Source organism: Sphingomonas sp. P4_G3, assembly GCF_056401105.1.
In genome coordinates, this window is the sequence record NZ_JBFUJZ010000003.1 from 469,458 (window position 1) to 481,931 (window position 12,474).

A 12,474-nucleotide genomic window follows, 5' to 3' on the forward strand; every position below is an offset into this window, starting at 1 on the left:
TTGAGCAAGATCGGAACGCAGTAACCCCATGGCCCGTGCTTTTACCTGGCTCCAGGCGACCGCCATCGCCGGCGCCATCGCCCTCGTCCCTACCGCCACCGCGGCGATGGCGGCCTCCGACGGCGACACCTATCGCGAGATCGACCGGTTCATGGAGGTCTTCAACCAGGTCAAGAAGTCCTATGTCGACAAGGTCGACGACAAGACGCTGATCCGCGGCGCGATCGACGGCATGCTCAACAGCCTCGACCCGCATTCGTCCTATATGGATGCGGTCGATTTTCAGAACATGAAGATCCTGACCGAGGGCAATTACGGCGGCCTGGGTCTGTCGGTCACGATGCAGGACGGCGCGGTCAAGGTCATCGCGCCGCAGGAAGACACGCCCGCCTTCCGCGCCGGGATCAAGGCCGGCGATTACATCACCCATATCGACGGGCAGCTGATCTTCGGCGAAACACTGGACCAGGCGATCACCTCGATGCGCGGCAAGCCCGGCACCAAGATCTCGCTGACCCTGGTCCGTCCGGGCCGCGACAAGCCGATCGACGTCAGCCTGGTCCGCGAGATCATCGTCCAGAAACCGGTGAAGTGGGAAGTCCGCGACGGCATCGGCTATATCAACATCAACACTTTCTCCGAAAATACCGGCGCCGACGTCCGCTCGGCGATCTCCAGCGTCGACAAGTCGCTGGGGCACAAGCCGCTCGGCTATGTCGTCGACTTGCGCGACAATGGCGGCGGGTTGCTGAGCCAGGCGATCGAAGTATCCGACGCCTTCCTGTCCTATGGCGAGATCGTCAGCCAGCGCGGCCGCGATGCCGCGGATATCGAGCGTTACTACGCCAAGCCGGGTGATCTCGCGACCGGGCTGCCGGTGATCGTGCTGACCAATGCCGGCACCGCATCGGCGTCCGAGATCGTCGCCGGCGCGCTGCAGGACCATCACCGCGCGCTGATCATGGGCGAGCGCAGTTTCGGCAAGGGATCGGTGCAGACCTTGCTCCAGCTCGACGAGAATAGCGCGCTCCGCCTGACCACCGCGCGTTATTATACGCCGTCGGGACGGTCGGTGCAGGAAGGCGGCATCCGCCCCGACATTGCAGTGCCGCAGATTTCGGACCCCGATTACAAATCGCGCCCGATCTTCCGCGAAGCCGATCTGCGCAAGCATCTGGTCAACGAGGTCAAGGCCGACAACGCGATCCTCGAAGAGGACACCAAGACCGATCCGCGCTTCGCCGCGACGCCCGATGAGCTCAAGAAGAAGGGCGTGACCGACTTCCAGCTGTGGTACGCGCTGCAGACGATCGGGCGACTGTCCAAGGTGCCCGCCGTGACCACCGCGGCGGCGACGCCGAAGAAGCGCTGAGACCGTCATGACCTCGCTGCAAAAGGCCCGCGCGCTCGCCTTGCTGATCCCCGCCGCGCTGCTCGCCGGCGCCTGGGGGTTCCAGCTGATCGGGCACCTCTACCCGTGCGAGATGTGTCATTGGCAGCGCTGGCCGCATTACGCCGCGCTGCCGATCGCGTTGCTGGCGTTCGTGCCGGGCATGCCGCAGCGGCCACTGGTCGCGCTGGCGGCGATCGCGATTGCGATCAGCGGCGCGATCGGCGTGGCGCATGCCGGGGTCGAATATCATTGGTGGCAGGGGTTCACGCCGTGCACCTCCACCTTCAGCAGCGGCGGTGACACGCTGACCGCGATCATGAACGCGCCGGTGGTGCGCTGCGATGCGCCGCAATGGACCTTTGCCGGCATTTCGCTGGCGGGGTTCAACGCGATCGTCTCTCTGAGCGGCGCGCTAGTCATCCTGGTCCTGCTGACTCGCCGGAGCCGCGCGGCATGAAGCGCTGGCGCCCCGGTGATCGCAGACCGCGGACCGACTCGATGATCCGCGTCGACCAGGCCGGCGAGTACGGCGCGACGCGCATCTATGCCGGGCAATTGGCAATCATGGGCGACCGCACCCCCGCTGCGCGCGAGATCGCCGGCATGGCGCGGCAGGAGGAACGCCATCGCGCGTTCTTCGACAAGATGATCGCCGATCGCGGCGTGCGCCCTACCCTGCTCCAGCCATTCTGGAGCGTCGCCGGCTTCGCGCTCGGCGCGGCGACCGCGGCGATCGGCCCCGAAGCCGCGATGGCCTGCACCGCGGCGGTCGAAACCGAGATCGACAAACATTATTCAGAACAGCTTCAGCAACTAGGCGATAGCGATCCCGCATTGTCGGCGGCGATCGCGGAATTTCAGGCCGAGGAGGTCGAGCATCGCGAGACCGCGCTGGCGCACGGCGCGGAATCGGCGCCGGCCTATCCGCTGATGTCGGCGCTGATCCGGCTCGGCTGCAGGGTGGCGATCGAAACCGCCAAGCGCCTCTAGGCGTTGGCGGGAGAAGGAGACGAGGATGCGTAATATTGCCCTGGGCCTGCTGGCCGCGACGATGATCGCGATGCCCGCGACCGCACAAGTGGCGGGTCCCGGCGTGCCGCCGCCGCCCAAGCCGACCGCGCCCGGCCAAGTGTCGCGCAACGCGCCGGTCAACGGGGTTTTGGTGCTCTATGGCAACGAGCAATGCCCGACCGACCGCGACGGCAACGAGATCGTCGTCTGCACGCGCCGCGACGCCGCCGAGCAATTCCGGGTTCCCAAGGAATTGCGCAATTTCAAGGTCACGCCCGAAAATCAGAGCTGGGCGCTGCGCGCGCAAGGCACGCTCGACACCGGCGCGTCGGGAATCGGATCGTGCTCGGCGATCGGCCCGGGCGGCTCGCTGGGCTGCTCGCAACAGCAATTCCGCGAGAACAAGCTGATCAACAAGGACCGCAAGGCCGCCGAGGAAGAGGGGAAGTAGGTTTCCAGCGGCGGTCACGGTCGGTGAAGGGACCACTTTCCGATGATGTATTTTACGGGATCGCAGTCGCGTGGTTCGCCATCATCGCGATCTTCCCCCGCGGCGTCATTCTAGTTTTGACGCTTGGCAAGAACAGGATCAGCGATACTGGCGTGCGCGTCCTAAGGGTGATGGCTGTCGTCTTCGCTGCATGGGCGGCAATCGACCTGGCAATCGCACTTACTCGTTAGCGGGTTTGTAGACCTACCCAATCGGCCCCTCGGGGGAGTTTGCATTCAACGCCCATCTCGGTTGCCGGTATCGAGCACGCTCCTTAGGGTCGGCCCGACCAAAGCGGGGGGACAAGATGGCAACCTTATTCATAAAAACCGATGCGAAGGCCGGCTCGCTCGCACCCAATTGGTACGACAAGGTCCTGTCGGGCGCGGCGATGCTGTTGCTCGCGGTCGTAATCGTCGCGCTGGCGCGGGGCGCGGCGCAATGGCCGCACGTTCCCGGCATCGTCTGGGCGCATCTCGCCACCGTTCTGGTCGCGCTGGTGCTGACGCCGTGGATGCTGCTCAGGCCGCGCGGCACCAAGACCCACCGGCTGCTCGGCAAGATCTGGGTAACGGCGATGGTCGCCACCGCGGCGCTCAGCCTGTTGGTCAAGACGATCAACCCCGGCCATTTCAGCCTGATCCATATCCTGTCGATCTTTGTGTTGGTGATGGCACCGCGCGTCTGGTTGACCGCACGCGCGCATCAGGTCGCGCGGCATCGCGCGACCGTCCGCGGTCTGGTGACTGGCGCGTTGCTGATCGCCGGCTTCTTCACCTTGCCGCCGTTCCGGCTGCTCGGCGGCTGGCTGTTCGGCTAAACTAAGGGTGCGGACGCGATTGCTGCTGTTCGCATTGGTCTGGCTGTCATGCGTATGGTTCGGATCGTGGGCGCTCAATCCCAATAATGCGACGCGGATCTATGCCGGCATGGCGCTGGTCGAGCGCGGCGACGCGCGGATCGATCAATATCAGGCGCTGACGATCGACAAGGCCGAGTTCGGCGGCCATTTCTATATGGACAAGGCACCGGGGATGACCTTGTTGTCGCTGCCCGCGATGGCGATCGCCGACCATGTCGGGCGGCCGCTCGAATATGTGCCGCCGACGCTCTACGACGCGGTTTTCGAGCATTACATGACAGTGCGGCTGCGGCTCGCCGTCGCACTGGGGAGCGCCGTCATCACCGCGCTGGCGGCATTGGCGATGCACGACCTCGGGCTACGGCTGACGGGGAGCGCGGGCGGCGCGCTCGTCGCGAGCCTGGGCTTCGCGCTGGGCACGCCGGTCTGGGGCTGGTCGACCACCCTGTTCGGCCATGCCCCGGTGGCGGGGTTGTTCGTGATCGCTGTGTGGGCCTTGTGGCGCGCGGGCGAGGGACGAGCAATGCGCTTCGCTGCGATCGGCGGCCTGTCGCTGGGGCTGGCGGTGCTGATCGAGTTCGAGGCGACGCTGGCGGGGTCGGTGATCGCGATCTGGGGCGCGCTGCGGCTGTGGCGTGCCGATAGGCGCGCGGTGGCGGTAGCAGCGGTCGCCGGACTTGTGACGCTGCTGGTGCCGTTCATGACCTACAATATGATCGCCTTCGGCACCCCATTTCGGCTCGGCTATCAGGGCGTGGTCGGTTTCGCCGGGATGGACGAAGGCCTGTTCGGCCTGACCAGCCCCAAGCCGATCGTGCTGTTGAAAATCCTAGTCGGCATGCGCCGCGGCCTATTGTGGGTGGCGCCGGTGCTGGCCCCCGCGGGTGTTGGATTATGGCTGCTCGCCCGAAAGCATCGCGGACTGGCGGTGATGCTGGCCATGGCGGCGCTCACCGTGCTGCTGGTCAATTCGGCCTATGTCTATTGGGACGGCGGCCACTCGACCGGCCCGCGCCATTCGGTCCCCGCGATCGGCCTGATCGCCATCGGCCTGGCGCCGTTCTGGGCGAGCCTGCGATTCACGTGGGAGCGCGCGGTCACGATCGCGCTGCTGCTGGTATCGATCGTCATCAACCTGATGATCGCGGCGGCGAATATCACCACGCCCGACACCTACCGTTTCCCGCTGGCCGATCCGATCCTAACAGCGTGGAAGGCAGGTGCGCTCAGGACGTTGCCGAGCGATTTCCTGGGATGGAGCCCGGTGACTGGAGCAGCCGTCTATGTCGCGGTTGCGATTACTTTCACCGCATTACTGAGTCGTCCCGGTCGCCAATCGAACGGCATCGGCCACCACGATAGCGGAAATATGCACTAACATCGCGGCGCAAGTTCAAACGCCATTCGGGACGGGGCAGGAAGGCGATCGGGCGTGAAGTTCCAACGGATCGCCAGATTGCGGTTCACATTCAACGCGACGCGGCGCCTATCCGTCAGGCAATGGAATCCGGGAACGACGCCGTGAATATAGCCGCCGCCGCTTCCGTGGCCAGCCGATCGACTGATCCGAAGACGATCGACGAACTGGCGGCGTTGCGTGCCGGGTTTGACCTGGCGCGGGCAAGCCAGTTGACCATGGTCCGGCTGCAGCTCGCGCTCCACAAGTCGAACCGTCGCTCCGCGATGCAGGCGCTCGACACCCTGCTCGACATCGAGGCGGAAATGGCGGAGCTTGCCGCCATCCTGGACGCTGCCCCCGCGCATCCAGGCAGCGATACGGCGCTGTCTGGCTTCATCGGATGCCAGAAGGCGGCGATCGCGGTCGAAAAACATGTTCTGGCGGGGGGCGACTGGCCCAGCGACGCCCAGCCGGACGCCATCTCCGAACCCGACGAGCCCGCAGTCGCCGCGCCCGACGATGCCGCGGTTCCCGTACATAACGAACCGGCGGTCGCGGTTGCCACGCCCGTTGATCGGCCGGTCGCGATCGACCTGCCGACGCTATATCCGGCCGCGGACGTCGAGGCGGACGAAGTGGAGAGCGACGATCGGTCCGGCGGCGCACGCTGGATGGCGGTTCTTGCCGCGGCGATTGCGCTCATCGTCATTGCTGGCCTGGTCGCATGGCAGTGGCCGGCTTTGTCCGCATTGCGATAAGACTCGGCGTCGGGATTGATCGCCGACCCGTTGGACGCACTGCCTCGCCCCCGCGATTTCGAACCCTTCGCAGAATGGCCAAACCCCGCTTGGCCCGGCGCCGCTCGCGCGATACACTCCGCCCCGCTGCGTGACTGGCGAAACCGTGGGGCACCACAGGGGAGCGCAGCCTGAACCAACGCCGCTCGCCTGGGCATCCCGCGCTCGACAAGGAGTCCGCTCATGGCCAGCATTCCGCCGATTTCCGTCGCTTTCCTGCTGTTCCCCAACGTCACCCAGCTCGACCTGACCGGGCCGGCGCAAGTGCTGTCGCGGCTGGGCAATGTGCATCTCGATCTGGTGTGGAAGGATCGTGCGCCGGTCGCGACCGACGCCGGGTTCGCGATCGTGCCGACAGCGACCTTCGCCGAGGTGTCACGCGCCGACATATTGTGCGTCCCGGGCGGCATGGGCGTGACCGAGGTGATCGCCGACGACGAGGCGATGGCGTGGGTTCGCGCGGTCGGGGCCGAAGCGCGCTGGGTGACGAGCGTGTGCACCGGGTCGCTGATCCTGGGCGCGGCGGGGCTGCTCGAGGGCTATCGCGCGGCGACGCATTGGTCGTGGCGCGATTATCTCGCGATGTTCGGAGCGGAAATGGTGCCCGAGCGCGTGGTGGTCGACCATAACCGCGTGACCGGCGGCGGCGTGACCGCCGGGATCGACTTCGCGCTGACCTTGATGGCCGAGGTGCGCAGTCCGGAGTTCGCCAAGGCGGTACAGCTCAGCCTGGAATATGACCCCGCACCGCCATTCGACGCCGGATCACCCGAGAAAGCCGGACCCGAATTGGTCGCGACCTATCAGCGGCGGGTGGCGCAGCTGGCGCCCGACCGCGAGGAAAAGTTCAGGGCCGCGGCGGCGCGTCTGGGCTTTTCCTGACCCCGCGCAGGCGGTGCCACAGGTAGAAGGCGACCGCCGCGACCAGCAGGCCCGCGATGACCACATCGGCCGAATGGAACGCCGCCTTCAGCCGCGGATCGCTGTCCCATGCCTTGCCGAGCTTCATGCCGATCCAGGCGAGCCCGAAGCACCATGGCCACGAGCCGAGGAACGTATAGATGTGGAACGGCACCAGCCGCATCCGCGCAACGCCGGCCGGAAAGGCAATGAACGAGCGGATGACCGGTAGCAGGCGGCCGATCAGCACCGCGATCGAGCCGTAACGCTCGAAAAAGCGGTCGGCGGCGTCGATCTCGCCCGGGCCGACCAGCACGTACTTGCCCCATTTGAGCGCGAGCGGGCGGCCGCCGCGCTTGCCGATCTCATAGGCGACGATCGAGCCGAGGTTGCAGCCGATCGCCCCGGCCGTCGCGGCTAGATAGAGGTCGAACCGCCCGGTCGAGACGAGATAGCCGGCGAACGGCATGATGATTTCGGACGGCAACGGAATGCACGCGCTCTCGATCGCCATCAGCAACACGATGCCAAGATAGCCGCCCGACGAGATCACGGCGATGATGATGCCGGCCAGCCAGCCCAGGATTTTCTCGATCATGGGACCGACCGATGCGCAGAATGGCCGGTTAGGGTCAATCGGCAATCGGGCGCGACAACTTCAACGGGCGCGCGCAACCAATTGGCTATGGACCGCACGCGCCTCGGCGAGCACGTCGTCGCTCGCGCCCTCGACCCCATGCACCGGCGGCGGTCGGAGGCTGTCACCCGAGCCAAGCACCACGCTCGTCGCGGCGGCAACGCGCGCGACACCAGCGGCTGGCTGCGCGCACAAGGCATCGTAATCGACGAACACTTGCCGCACCCTCACCTCGCCCGGCTGGTCGAGCAACAGACGGTGAACCGCGCTCCAGATCGCCAGCCAGTAATCGATCCGGTCAGTCGGCTCGCTCGCGGCAGGCGCACCAGGGATCAACGGCGGCCGGTGGCTGCGACCGAATTCGTAATGGCCGAGCCAGCGCATATAGCTCGCGCGGAACGGATCGGCCCGGCCGAGCGCGACTGAGCGGCGATGCTGGTTGAGCAGCGACGCCGCCTGTTGCAGCGGATCGCGAAACGGATGGATCAGCACCGCGTCGGGGAACGCCACGACGATGCCGCCGAGGCGCAGGACATTGGCATTGTTCTTCGACAGATAGCGCGGGCGATCGTAGCGGTGGCGCACCAACGCGACGAGATCGCGGAAGGCATCCACGCTGTCGGGCAGCGGGTGGTGCGGATGGAGATGGCTGCGCGTGATGTAGCGCTTGCCCTCGGTGGTGCGCCAGAACACTTCCTCGATCGCCTCCGGACTGTCGAGGTCGTGCGCGATGCCGTCGCCATGGCCGCGTTCCTGCGTGGCCACATCGTGGCGCGACCGCTTGCTCATCCACTGCCAGCTGTTGGGCGCGAGCGGAAACGGCATGTCGCGATACGTGAGCGACGCGAATTGACCGCTGTCATGGAGCAAGCGGAGCAGGATGGTGGTGCCGGCGCGCGCCAGCCCGGTGACGAACACCGGCGCGCCGCCGTCGCGCAGCCGGGCGGCGGCGCCATAACGCGCGCGCTCGAGGTCGAACGACAGGTCGAGCACCGCCGGGTTCATCGCCAGGCGGTGGAGCAGACGGTCAGCGCGGCTGTAGCCGCCGCCGGCCGATCCGCCATCGAGCGAGGACATAGATCAGACTCACGACAAGGATGAGGAGACGCGCTTGCCAATCGAAAAAGGCGGCGCGCACGCCTAGCGGCACCGTCCCGTCAGCCAGCAGCAGCAAGACGACCGGGGCGATCACCAGCGCCAGGATCGCTCCGGCGGTCAGCGACGATGCCATCATGCGGCCCGCCAGGATGCGCGTTGCGCGCTCCTTCAGATGATCGGACACGCCGCGCCGGGCGAGCACGGTGCCCGCGCGACGTCCGAGCGCGGCAAGCGTGGCGAAGCGCGGCACGATGCGCAGCCGGCGCGCGAGTTCGCCCGCTGCGACGATCGCGGCGAGCAAAAGCACGATCGGTGCGATCGCCCCGATCATGCCTTGCTGTCGCGCGGCGGCGGCGCCGGGCGCTGGCGCAAGCTGCGGATCAGGCGCTTGACCGGATACCAGATCAGCGAGACGGTCATCAGGAACACCGACCCGAGGATACCGAGCACGACGCCGATTGCGCCGAGCCCGACGCCCGGGCCGCTATAGGCTTGGGCGATCGCCGGGATCATCGTCAGCAGGATCGCGCCGGTCAGCGCGGGAATGCGATGGGGGGTCATGTGCATTGCTCCCTGGCAGTGGCCGCCTTGACGGCGGAAAGGACCCCCGGATCATTGGGGTCGAGATAGCGGCTCCAGCTCAGCCACAAGCGGCGGCCGGAGGGGTCGGCGGAGACGTAGCGCCAGCGCAGGCTGCCGTCGGGGGCGATGCGCATCAGCTGGCCGCGCTCGGTCTCCTCGACCATCACGTCGCCGTTCGACAGCGGCGTGGCGCGGCCCTGGGTCGCGGTGGTGATGCCGCGTACGGCGAAGGTGGCCGCCAGCGGCGAGCTCACCCTGTCGGTCGCCAGATCATAGATCAGCAAGCGGCTGTTGCCGTCGACGCGCCGCTCCGCCACGCCCCAGCGCACGTGATTGTCGAACACCATGATACGATGATCGTCGAGGATCGAGACGTCATGCTGCGCCGACCACGGTCCCGCGCGCGTCCACAGGATGCGGCCGGTCGAAGGGCGATAGAGCGCGATCAGCGACATGTTGCGGAGCGACAGGATGACGTCGCCCTGTTGCCAATAAGGGCCCGAAGTCAGCACCGGCTCAATATCGTTGAGGTGGAACGGGTCCTCCTCATAGGGGCGGCCACGCCACAAACCGCCGAGATCGTTGCGGTCGAGGATGTCGATCAATCGCTCGACACGGATCAGCCGGCCTTTCTCGTCGACCTGCGCCAGCGCCTCGTCGGCGAATTTAGCGCCGACACCGGGAACGTTGGACCGCGTCAGCCGATAGGGAATCCACAACGTCCCGTCGGCGGCGCGTTCGAGCGAATGGTGGAAGATGCCGTCAATCACCCAACGCGGCCGCCCGCAGCCGTCGATCCGCGACAAGGGCGTGTTGTCGTGGACCAGCAAGTCGCCATTGGCGAGCAGCATCGGATGCATCGGTCGCATCCGGTCCACGCTTTTGTCGCGATAGAGGTCGACGATCGCCGATTGGAAACGCGAGTGCGCATTGATCGCCGCGACGTCGGGCAGCCACTCCTTGAGTATCCGACCATCGGACAGACGGATCAGCTGGACAGTCGCGCGGCCGCGTTTGGTGTCATAAGGGGTGATCAGCGCATAGCCCGGATCGACGAACGACCGCGCGACATTGCGCTGGAAACCGCCGGGGAGCTTTTCGTAAGGCGGCTTGGCGAAGGGCGCGGCGCCTTTCCACCAATCGCCGATCGTGTCGGGTATTTCGGCAATCTGCGCCGCCGCGACGCCCAGCGCGCCATGCTTTTCCGCGCTGCGAGCGAGCGCCGCCACCGCGACGACCAGGATCAGCGACACGTTGCAGACGAGAACGAGCATCCACAGCGGCACCCGGCGCGCGAGCAACGGCATCTCCCGCCGCTCGTCGGCGGCGCGCTCGTCGCGGGCCATCAACACCCCGCTCGCTCTGAATTCCGGCCGCCGCCAGCCGTCATGTCGTCTCCTTCGTCGCGCTGCGGCCGGGCTAAGCGCGATTTGTCGCATAAGTTTGTCACTGGGACAGGGTCATTGCCCCTTGTTTGCGCCCGGGTTGCGATGGGGTTTCGGCATCGGGCGCGGCGGTAACGCGCCGGCAATGTTCGCGGTCAACGACGGAGGCGGCTGGCGACAGCCTTGAGGTCGTGGACGAATTTGGCGAATTCCGCGTGCCGCGCGTCCTCGTCGGGCAGCCGAAGCAGGAAGCTGGGGTGGACGGTGATCCAGGCTTCGCCGATCTCGGGCAGATCATGCGGGCGGCCGCGTTCGCGGCTGATCGTCATCGTCTTGCCGAACAAGGATCGCGCCGCGGTCGCGCCCAGCGCCACCGTCACGCGCGGCTTCACTAGTGCTAGTTCCTGCTCGATCCACCAGCGGCAGGCCGTGATCTCGCCCGCATCGGACTTGGAATGGATGCGGCGTTTGCCGCGCTGCTCGAATTTGAAATGCTTGACCGCGTTGCTGACATAGACGCGGGCGCGGTCGATCCCCGCCTCCGCCAGCGCGCGGTCGAACACCTGTCCGGCCGGGCCGACGAACGGCTTGCCCGCCAGATCCTCCTGGTCGCCCGGCTGCTCGCCGACAAAGACCAGATCGGCATCGGCCGGCCCTTCACCGAACACGGTCTGGGTCGCATGCTTGTAGAGATTGCAGCGGCGGCAATGCATCGCCTCGTCGCGCAGCGCCACCCAGGCCGCCCCGACATTGCCTCCGGTCTTCGCGCGTGCCGTCGCGACCATCGCCTGCTCCCCGCGATCAACTCGGGTACCAACGCGGTTTCGGGCATGTTTTTCCAATATTTGCGCGGCATCTCCTTGAGCATCGCGCCGACCGTCACCCGAGCCGGGTTGAAGATCGACGCATAACAACTATCGGCGGACTGCCAATCAGGATGAGGGGCCGATACTCCTGCAGGCGGCACTGCCGTTTCGGCAGATGTCGTGAAAATCGATCTGCGGCCGCGGCAGGCTGAACCCGATCTCGCGATTGACGAAGTCGAGCTCGACTCGGCCGAACAGCTTGAGCGAGCTCATCCCCAGGATCAGCGCCGGCTGGTCACGCAGACCGAAACGATCGAACGGCGGCACATCGGCGAACACCAGCCCGAAATTGTCGAACCGGATGGTATCGATCTTGACGTTGCTGATCGAGACGAAATTGGCGGTAAAAGTTCGCCCGGTCACCGACGTGATCGCTACCGGCCCGTATGATCGCGGTGCTTTCTTCGCCAGCTTGAGCATGGCGGTGTTACCGACGCTGAGCCAGGATCCGGTATCGATGACCACCGCGATCGGCTGATTGTTGAACCACGCCTTGGTCACGATCAATTGGCCGGTACGCGACTCGGCGCGAATGACGAAATCGCCCGAGGCGTGGCGCCGCGCCGGTCGCAGCAGCATCCGCCGCGTGTTGAAATCGAGTATGACTTTCTGCCCCTGGAGCGCGTCGATACCGAGCATGCCGGGGGCACCGATATCGGCCAGCAGCAGCTGCGGCGCTTCCATCGCCGGCGTGCCGAGCTTGCCCGCGGTCAGCGACGGCACTTTTACTGTCGTAACCTGGGCGGCGCCGGTGAAATCGAACAGCTTCACATCGGTCCCGGGCAGCAACTTGAGGTAGCCGGCGAGTTCACGCGAGACGACCGAGCGTTCGGCCCCGGTATCGATGATGAAGGGGAAGGGCCCATGCGGGCCGATCGACACCGGCACCGTCATGCGGTCGGTGCGCTCACCTATGGTGAGGACGTCCGGTGCGGGTCCCTCGGCGGGAGCGGCGGCGACGGGCTTGATCGAGGGCTGCGCCTGTTGCGCGGCGAGGGGCGGTCCGGCCAGTGCACCGATGCCAAGCGCCAGCAAGGGAATAAACCCGCGCATG

General features: G+C 66.3%; 14 protein-coding genes, 1 pseudogene and 1 riboswitch. Of the genes and pseudogenes, 8 read left to right on the forward strand and 7 right to left on the reverse strand.

Translation table 11 applies throughout. From position 1 onward, the window contains the following. The first annotated feature begins 28 nt into the window (after positions 1 to 28). From AC1DQQ_RS10320 to AC1DQQ_RS10355, 8 genes are all read left to right on the forward strand, one after another. On the forward strand, positions 29 to 1,372 hold the full coding sequence (locus AC1DQQ_RS10320) for a S41 family peptidase (protein WP_478031080.1): 1,344 nt from the start codon (positions 29 to 31) through the stop codon (positions 1,370 to 1,372). Positions 1,373 to 1,379: 7 nt separating this feature from the next. Beyond that, on the forward strand, positions 1,380 to 1,850 hold the full coding sequence (locus AC1DQQ_RS10325) for a disulfide bond formation protein B (protein WP_478031081.1): 471 nt from the start codon (positions 1,380 to 1,382) through the stop codon (positions 1,848 to 1,850). Next, a complete protein-coding gene (locus tag AC1DQQ_RS10330) occupies positions 1,847 to 2,383 on the forward strand; it encodes a demethoxyubiquinone hydroxylase family protein (protein ID WP_478041520.1) in 537 nt (178 codons plus the stop codon). Before AC1DQQ_RS10325 ends, AC1DQQ_RS10330 begins: the two co-directional genes overlap by 4 nt. Positions 2,384 to 2,408: 25 nt before the next feature. Next, a complete protein-coding gene (locus AC1DQQ_RS10335; protein WP_478045110.1) occupies positions 2,409 to 2,855 on the forward strand; it encodes a hypothetical protein in 447 nt (148 codons plus the stop codon). Positions 2,856 to 3,201: 346 nt separating this feature from the next. Beyond that, a complete protein-coding gene (locus tag AC1DQQ_RS10340) occupies positions 3,202 to 3,714 on the forward strand; it encodes a DUF2306 domain-containing protein (protein WP_478045111.1) in 513 nt (170 codons plus the stop codon). Positions 3,715 to 3,721: 7 nt separating this feature from the next. Next, entirely contained in the window at positions 3,722 to 5,134 is a 1,413-nt protein-coding gene (locus tag AC1DQQ_RS10345) for a hypothetical protein (RefSeq protein ID WP_478045112.1), read from the forward strand. Between the two features lie 143 nt (positions 5,135 to 5,277). Beyond that, a complete protein-coding gene (locus AC1DQQ_RS10350; protein ID WP_478045113.1) occupies positions 5,278 to 5,913 on the forward strand; it encodes a hypothetical protein in 636 nt (211 codons plus the stop codon). Positions 5,914 to 6,033: 120 nt separating this feature from the next. Further along, positions 6,034 to 6,115, forward strand: a riboswitch (ZMP/ZTP riboswitch). A 20-nt stretch (positions 6,116 to 6,135) separates the two neighbouring features. Beyond that, positions 6,136 to 6,834: a DJ-1/PfpI family protein gene (locus AC1DQQ_RS10355; protein ID WP_478045115.1), complete on the forward strand. Its 699-nt coding sequence runs from the start codon at positions 6,136 to 6,138 to the stop codon at positions 6,832 to 6,834. On the opposite strand, the gene AC1DQQ_RS10360 is transcribed toward AC1DQQ_RS10355, so the two are convergent. The 7 genes and pseudogenes from AC1DQQ_RS10360 to AC1DQQ_RS10390 all read right to left on the reverse strand — a co-directional run bounded on the left by AC1DQQ_RS10360 (position 6,800) and on the right by AC1DQQ_RS10390 (position 12,473). After that, entirely contained in the window at positions 6,800 to 7,450 is a 651-nt protein-coding gene (locus AC1DQQ_RS10360) for a DedA family protein (RefSeq protein WP_478045116.1), read from the reverse strand. The two genes, AC1DQQ_RS10355 and AC1DQQ_RS10360, sit on opposite strands and share 35 nt — an antisense overlap. A gap of 60 nt (positions 7,451 to 7,510) precedes the next feature. Next, positions 7,511 to 8,566 carry a sulfotransferase gene (locus tag AC1DQQ_RS10365; protein ID WP_478045118.1) on the reverse strand — a complete coding sequence of 352 codons (1,056 nt, stop codon included), beginning with the start codon at positions 8,564 to 8,566 and terminating at the stop codon, positions 7,511 to 7,513. Next, on the reverse strand, positions 8,517 to 8,918 hold the full coding sequence (locus tag AC1DQQ_RS10370) for a hypothetical protein (protein ID WP_478031093.1): 402 nt from the start codon (positions 8,916 to 8,918) through the stop codon (positions 8,517 to 8,519). Before AC1DQQ_RS10370 ends, AC1DQQ_RS10365 begins: the two co-directional genes overlap by 50 nt. After that, positions 8,915 to 9,148, reverse strand: coding sequence for a hypothetical protein (locus AC1DQQ_RS10375; RefSeq protein ID WP_478031094.1), 234 nt, complete (start codon positions 9,146 to 9,148; stop codon positions 8,915 to 8,917). The genes AC1DQQ_RS10370 and AC1DQQ_RS10375 overlap by 4 nt, the downstream gene beginning before the upstream one ends. Beyond that, positions 9,145 to 10,515 (reverse strand): arylsulfotransferase family protein, encoded by a 1,371-nt coding sequence (locus tag AC1DQQ_RS10380; protein WP_478045120.1) that lies wholly within the window; start codon positions 10,513 to 10,515, stop codon positions 9,145 to 9,147. Before AC1DQQ_RS10380 ends, AC1DQQ_RS10375 begins: the two co-directional genes overlap by 4 nt. 194 nt (positions 10,516 to 10,709) lie before the next feature. Continuing rightward, a pseudogene (locus AC1DQQ_RS10385) lies at positions 10,710 to 11,464 on the reverse strand (UdgX family uracil-DNA binding protein); the annotation flags it as partial. A gap of 22 nt (positions 11,465 to 11,486) precedes the next feature. Beyond that, positions 11,487 to 12,473: an aspartyl protease family protein gene (locus AC1DQQ_RS10390; protein ID WP_478045121.1), complete on the reverse strand. Its 987-nt coding sequence runs from the start codon at positions 12,471 to 12,473 to the stop codon at positions 11,487 to 11,489. Between the last annotated feature and the right edge of the window lies 1 nt (position 12,474).

Coding starts and splice junctions, on each gene's coding strand:
- AC1DQQ_RS10355 (WP_478045115.1), top strand. CDS start 6,136: ATGGCCAGCATTCCGCCGATTTCCGTCGCTTTCCTGCTGTTCCCCAAC.
- AC1DQQ_RS10380 (WP_478045120.1), bottom strand. CDS start 10,515: ATGGCCCGCGACGAGCGCGCCGCCGACGAGCGGCGGGAGATGCCGTTG.
- AC1DQQ_RS10390 (WP_478045121.1), bottom strand. CDS start 12,473: ATGCGCGGGTTTATTCCCTTGCTGGCGCTTGGCATCGGTGCACTGGCC.
- AC1DQQ_RS10320 (WP_478031080.1), top strand. CDS start 29: ATGGCCCGTGCTTTTACCTGGCTCCAGGCGACCGCCATCGCCGGCGCC.
- AC1DQQ_RS10330 (WP_478041520.1), top strand. CDS start 1,847: ATGAAGCGCTGGCGCCCCGGTGATCGCAGACCGCGGACCGACTCGATG.
- AC1DQQ_RS10375 (WP_478031094.1), bottom strand. CDS start 9,148: ATGACCCCCCATCGCATTCCCGCGCTGACCGGCGCGATCCTGCTGACG.
- AC1DQQ_RS10335 (WP_478045110.1), top strand. CDS start 2,409: ATGCGTAATATTGCCCTGGGCCTGCTGGCCGCGACGATGATCGCGATG.
- AC1DQQ_RS10360 (WP_478045116.1), bottom strand. CDS start 7,450: ATGATCGAGAAAATCCTGGGCTGGCTGGCCGGCATCATCATCGCCGTG.
- AC1DQQ_RS10325 (WP_478031081.1), top strand. CDS start 1,380: ATGACCTCGCTGCAAAAGGCCCGCGCGCTCGCCTTGCTGATCCCCGCC.
- AC1DQQ_RS10365 (WP_478045118.1), bottom strand. CDS start 8,566: ATGTCCTCGCTCGATGGCGGATCGGCCGGCGGCGGCTACAGCCGCGCT.
- AC1DQQ_RS10370 (WP_478031093.1), bottom strand. CDS start 8,918: ATGATCGGGGCGATCGCACCGATCGTGCTTTTGCTCGCCGCGATCGTC.
- AC1DQQ_RS10340 (WP_478045111.1), top strand. CDS start 3,202: ATGGCAACCTTATTCATAAAAACCGATGCGAAGGCCGGCTCGCTCGCA.